This window comes from Kitasatospora sp. NPDC058406 (genome assembly GCF_042722765.1).
Classification (GTDB): Bacteria; Actinomycetota; Actinomycetes; order Streptomycetales; family Streptomycetaceae; genus Kitasatospora.
Map to the genome: position 1 here is coordinate 1 of NZ_JBHXKE010000391.1, position 5,656 is coordinate 5,656.

Here is a 5,656-nt window from a genome sequence, read left to right on the forward strand (position 1 = left end):
CCGAGCCGGCGCGCCTCGGCGGCGCACTCCAGGACGGCGGAGAACTGCGGACGGCCCACGCCGGTCATCATCCGGGTGGTGCACATCGCGCCCGGCCCGACCCCGACCTTCAGGATGTCGGCGCCCGCCTCGACGAGGTCGCGGACACCGACCGCCGAGACGACGTTGCCGGCCACGATCGGGACCTGCGGGTCCAGGCCGCGGACGGCCCGCAGCGCGCTGATCATCGACTCCTGGTGGCCGTGCGCGGTGTCGACGACCAGGGTGTCGGCGCCGGCCTCCAGGAGGGCCTTGGCCTTGCCCGCGACATCGCCGTTGATGCCGACGGTGGCGGCGACCCGCAGGTTGCCGGCGGCGTCGACGGCCGGGGTGTAGAGGGTGGCGCGCAGCGCGTTCTTGCGGGTCAGGATGCCGACCAGGCGGCCCTCGGCGTCGACGACGGGGGCGAGCCTGCGGTGGGCCTCGCTGAGCCTGTCGAAGGCGGCACGCGGGTCGATGCCCTCGTCCAGGAGGAGCAGCTCGCGGGACATCACGTCGACGAGCGAGGTGAAGCGGTCGACGCCCTGGCAGTCGGAGTCGGTGACGACGCCGACCGGCCGGCCGTCCTCGACGACCACGAGCGCGCCGTGGGCGCGCTTGGGCAGCAGCGAGAGGGCCTCGGCGACGGTGGCGCCGGGGCCGAGCGTGAGGGCGGTGTCGTGCACCAGGTGGCGGCGCTTGACCCAGCCGATGACGTCGGCGATCACCTCGGTCGGGATGTCCTGCGGGATGGCGACCAGGCCGCCGCGGCGGGCGACGGTCTCGGCCATCCGGCGGCCGGCGATGGCGGTCATGTTGGCGACCACCAGCGGGACGGTCGTGCCGGTGCCGTCGTTCGAGGAGAGGTCGACACCCTGTCGGGAGCCCACTGCGGAGCGGCTGGGGACCATGAAGACGTCGTCGTACGTCAGGTCGTACGACGGCGTGAGGTCGTTCAGGAAGCGCATGAAACGGGGCTCTCTGGCTGGGAGAAATGACACCTCGGGTGCGGGTGCGGCACAACCGCAGGGCGCACTCGGGCGCCCCTGCACCCAACGTTCGATTCTCCGGCACCCCGCGGCCAAAAGCCAGTTCGACCCCGTTTGCTGGTGCACCGCACAAGCCATGATCACCGAACGGCGACCCCACTTGGAGGTTCCTCCAAGGTTCCCGGGTTTCGCCCCGGCCGGGGCCGCTCCCGTAGCATTCACGCGGTAACGGCGGTGGCGAACAGCAACGGCGAACAGCAACCAGGGAAGCGGCAACAGGCATGACGGCGGGCGTGGGCATCGAGCAGGACAACGGCACCGGGACCGCCGAGGAGATCGACTACGGCCCCGGCCTCGACCCGGAGCGGCTGAAGCTCTGCCTGGACGTCATCGCCGAACTGGACCGGATGCACGTCGACCACCCGGACGCGATCACCGTCCGCCAGGCCGTCGGCGGCATATTCCGCACGCTCAAGCAGCGCCGCCGGCAGGAGACCCGGGCCCGGAAGACCGCCAACGACCGCGAGGTCACCGCGAAGACCGCGACCGGCGCACCGACCCGGATCGACGACGAGACCGCCGGCGCCTTCGGCCTGACCACCGTCACCACCAACGAGATCGCCGGCATCCTGGAGCGCCCCCGCTCCTGCTACATCTGCAAGCAGCGGTACACCGAGGTCGACGCGTTCTACCACAACCTCTGCCAGGACTGCGCCGTCAAGAACCGGTCCCGCCGCGACGCCCGCGCCGACCTCACCGGCAAGCGCGCGCTGCTCACCGGCGGCCGGGCCAAGATCGGGATGTACATCGCGCTGATGCTGCTGCGCGACGGCGCGCACACCACGATCACCACGCGCTTCCCGAACGACGCCATCCGCCGGTTCACGGCGATGCCGGACAGCGCCGACTGGCTGCACCGGCTCAAGGTCGTCGGCATCGACCTGCGCGACCCGGCCCAGGTCATGGCGCTGGCCGACGAGGTCGCCGCCGACGGCCCGCTCGACATCCTGATCAACAACGCCGCGCAGACGGTCCGCCGCCCGCCGGAGTCCTACCGCGAGCTGCTCGCCGCCGAGTCGGCTCCGCTGCCGGCCGGCATGCTGCCGCAGTCCACCACGATCGGCCGCTTCGGCAGCGGCAGCGTCGACCTGCCGGCCCTGCCGCACCAGGCCGGCGGCGGGGGCGAGCGGATCGCCGCCGAGGACGTCACCTCGCTCGCCCTGCTCACCGGTTCGGCGACGCCCGAGCGGATCCGGGCGGGCACGGCGATCGACGCCGGCGGCCTGGTCCCCGACCTCGCGGACACCAACAGCTGGGTGCAGACCGTCAGCGAGGTCGGCCCGGTCGAGCTGCTGGAGGTGCAGCTCTGCAACTCCACCGCGCCGTTCATCCTGATCAGCCGGCTCCGCCCGGCGATGGCCGCCTCGCCGTCCCGGCGCAAGTACGTGGTCAACGTCTCCGCGATGGAGGGCGTGTTCCAGCGCGGCTACAAGGGCGCCGGCCACCCGCACACCAACATGGCCAAGGCCGCGCTGAACATGCTCACCCGCACCAGCGCGCAGGAGATGTTCCAGAACGACGGCATCCTGATGACCGCCGTCGACACCGGCTGGATCACCGACGAGCGCCCGCACCCGGACAAGATGCGGCTCGCCGAGGAGGGCTTCCACGCCCCGCTCGACCTGGTCGACGGCGCGGCCCGGGTCTACGACCCGATCGTGCGCGGCGAGCAGGGCGAGGACCTGTACGGCGTCTTCCTGAAGGACTTCGACCGCTCCGCCTGGTGACGCCCGCGGGCCCACCCTCCGGCAGCACCCACGGGGAGGAACAGCAGTTGACGACCGCACCGATGCTCGGGGCCGGGGTGATCGTGCCCACCGGGGACGGCCGGGTGCTGCTCGGCCGGCGGACCACCGCCGGCGAGCCGCCCACCTGGAGCCTGCCCGGCGGCAAGGTCGACGGCGGCGAGTCCTTCGAGCAGACCGCGGCGCGCGAACTCGCCGAGGAGACCGGGATCGTGCTGCCCGCCGAGGAGATGCGGGTGCTCGCCGTCCTGCTCGACCACGAGCTGGGCCGCCCCCGGGTGACCGCGGCCGTGCTCGCCCCGCCGAGCCTGGCCGACGCCGTGGTCACCGAGCCGCACGCCTGCGGCGGCTGGGAGCGGTTCCCGCTGGACGCGCTGCCGGGCCCGATGTTCTACCCGTCCGCGCTGGTCCTCGGCAGCTGGCGCCCGGAGCTGGGCGACGTCCGGCGGGCCGGGACGCACGCGTACCCCGTCCCCGGCCGGTGACCTGACACGGGGACGGGGACGGGGTACGCGTGCGAAGGACCCCGGTGCGGGCGCCGCGGTCCGGGGCGGTCAGCCGTTGCGGGCCGCCTCCGGGCCGGTGATCCGCTTCAGCAGGGGCAGCGTCGAGGCGATGATCCCGAGCGAGGCCGCGAGCCCCAGCACGACGAGGACGAAGTACACCGCTCCCGGGGAGACCAGGTCGTACCCCATCTGCGACTTGAGGAACATCGCCGCCGCGCCGAAGCCCGTCCCCGTGGAGACCGCGGCGACCACCAGCAGCGGCAGCGCGCTCTCCAGACCGACCACCCGCTGCAACAGCCCCAGCGGCGCACCGGTGAGCCGGAGCATCGCGAACGGCCGGCGCCGGTCGGAGAGCCCCGCCACCACGCTGACCGCCAGGCTGCACCCGGCGATCGGCAGGGTGGTGAGCAGCACCACGTCCGCGAGCTGGCGCCAGCCGGCCAGTTGCTGCTGCTGGCTGGAGCCCCAGTCGTCGACCATCCGCGCGACCTGGTCCGGGAAGGCCCGGGACAGCAGGGTGCGGACCTGCTCCATGGCCGCCTTCGAGCCGTCGGTCGTCACGTAGAGCGCGTTGACGGGCAGTTTCGCGACCTCCTCCACGGAGAGCGGCACGGTCGGCCACTGCGTCCCCGTCCGGGACCGCAGGTCGAGGAGGCCGTGGTGCGGGACGGCGGCCACGCCCGCGCCGGCCGCGCAGTGGCCCACCACCGGGGTGGTGGCGAGTTCCGAACAGAGGGTCAGGACGGGCTCCCAGCCGCGCGGGTCCTCCGGGTCCCGGCCCACGCCGTCGGGGTTGGCGTGCGCCACGACGAGCCCCTTGAAGCCCGGGACGGCGCGCAGTGCGGCCATCACCCGGTCCGGGACGGCGGCGGTCATCGGCGGCCCGTCGTCCAGCACGCCGTGCTCCACCGCGGCCCGGGTCCCCGGGTCCCCGCTGAGCACACCGCGGTTGGCGTCGATGGTGCCGATGATGGCGACGGTCGCCGTGGTCACGAAGAGGGCCAGCACCAGGCCGGCGACCGAGCGGAACCCGGCCCTCGGATCGTCCGCGAGCCGCCGCACGGCGATCAGGGTGGCCGGGCGGCTCGTCCGGACGGCGACCAGCCGGGCGGCGGCCATGGTCAGCCAGGGTCCGGCGACCACCAGTCCGAGCATGATCACCAGGAAGCCGGTCAGGTAGGCGGCGGTCTGCCCGTCGGTCGACTGCGGGCGGCGGCCGACGAACCAGCCGAGTTCGACGAGTCCCGCGACCAGCGGCACGACCCGCCAGGCCGTCGGCGGCTTCGGGGTGACGCGGCGGGAGACGCCGAGCGGGGAGACGGTGACCCGGCGCAGCGCCAGCCGGGCGGCGGCCGCCGCGACCAGTGGGACGCCCAGCAGGACGGCCGTCACCTGGACGGGCGTGAGCGAGAGGTCGTCGAGGAAGAAGCGCCGACCGGTGAACGGGACCGTCGCCACCAGCGGGCGCAGCAGCAGGTAGGTGGCGAAGCCGAGCACCGTTCCGGCGGCCGCGGCGACGGCGGACTCGACGGTCGAGATCACGGTGATCTGGCGCGGGGTCGCGCCGACCAGGCGCATCGCGGCGTAGCGCTGCTCCCGGGTCGCCGCGGAGAGCCGGGTCGCGGTGCCGATGAAGACCAGCACGGGGAAGAGCAGCGCCCCCGCGACGACGGAGAGGATGAGCGTCATGGCGTCGCCGCGCACGCCCGCGCCCGGGCATTCGTTGCCGTCGCAGCCGGCCGGCAGGGCGGTGGCAATGGTGGTGAACTGCCGGGCGCCCGGCCGGGCGGCGAGCTCCTCGGGGCTCCGGCCGACCAGGACGAGCAGCGAGTCCGGGGACGGCAGGGCCGCGGCGCCGATCTCCCCGGCGAGCCGGCCCGGGAAGCGGTCGCCCAGCTGCACGGCCGGGGTCTCGCGGATCCGCTTCGCCAGGGCCGGCGAGGCGTAGTACTCGCCGGCCTTCGGGAGCGCGGGAACCCCCGGCGGGACGGGCGAGGTCGGGCCGGTGGCGGCGACCTCGACGTGGAGGAGTTCCTCGCCGTCGTAGTACTCGGCGCTGTGGCGCCACCGGAGCGGGTCGACGGGCGCCGTCTCGTTCCGGCTCGCGGCCGCGGAGTTGAGCCAGAGCGCGCGGTCGTTGGACTTCTCGACCGCGTTGATGCTCGCCAGCGTCGAGAGGAGCAGTCCGACGCCGATCGCCACCGCGGCGGTGATCGTCAGCAGTCGGACGGCGGCGGCACGGCCGCCGCCGACGGCGAGCCGGAGGGCGAAGGCGATCACGAGGCGGCCCGCCCTGCGGCGACGCCCGGCGCCGGGCCGGAGGAGAGGGTCCTGGCCC

At 74.1% G+C, this 5,656-nt stretch carries 4 protein-coding genes; 2 read left to right on the plus strand and 2 right to left on the minus strand.

Annotation, left to right across the window (positions count from 1 at the left end; genetic code table 11):
• Positions 1-986: GuaB1 family IMP dehydrogenase-related protein (locus ACFWOG_RS39200; protein WP_329948586.1), on the minus strand; the 986-nt coding region annotated here is incomplete at its 3' end.
• A 302-nt stretch (positions 987-1,288) separates the two neighbouring features.
• Between ACFWOG_RS39200 and ACFWOG_RS39205 the strand changes: the two genes are divergently transcribed.
• Both ACFWOG_RS39205 and ACFWOG_RS39210 read left to right on the plus strand, forming a co-directional pair.
• Positions 1,289-2,794, plus strand: coding sequence for an SDR family NAD(P)-dependent oxidoreductase (locus ACFWOG_RS39205; protein ID WP_380364385.1), 1,506 nt, complete (start codon positions 1,289-1,291; stop codon positions 2,792-2,794).
• Positions 2,795-2,841: 47 nt separating this feature from the next.
• Positions 2,842-3,297: an NUDIX domain-containing protein gene (locus ACFWOG_RS39210; RefSeq protein ID WP_329876697.1), complete on the plus strand. Its 456-nt coding sequence runs from the start codon at positions 2,842-2,844 to the stop codon at positions 3,295-3,297.
• A 69-nt stretch (positions 3,298-3,366) separates the two neighbouring features.
• Here the strand turns inward: ACFWOG_RS39210 and ACFWOG_RS39215 are convergent.
• Positions 3,367-5,656, minus strand: a 2,290-nt coding sequence (locus tag ACFWOG_RS39215; protein WP_380364387.1) for an FtsX-like permease family protein, incomplete at its 5' end; no start/stop codon positions are given.

Excerpts from the sequence above, each read along its gene's own strand:
- ACFWOG_RS39205 (WP_380364385.1), top strand. The coding sequence starts at position 1,289 with ATGACGGCGGGCGTGGGCATCGAGCAGGACAACGGCACCGGGACCGCC.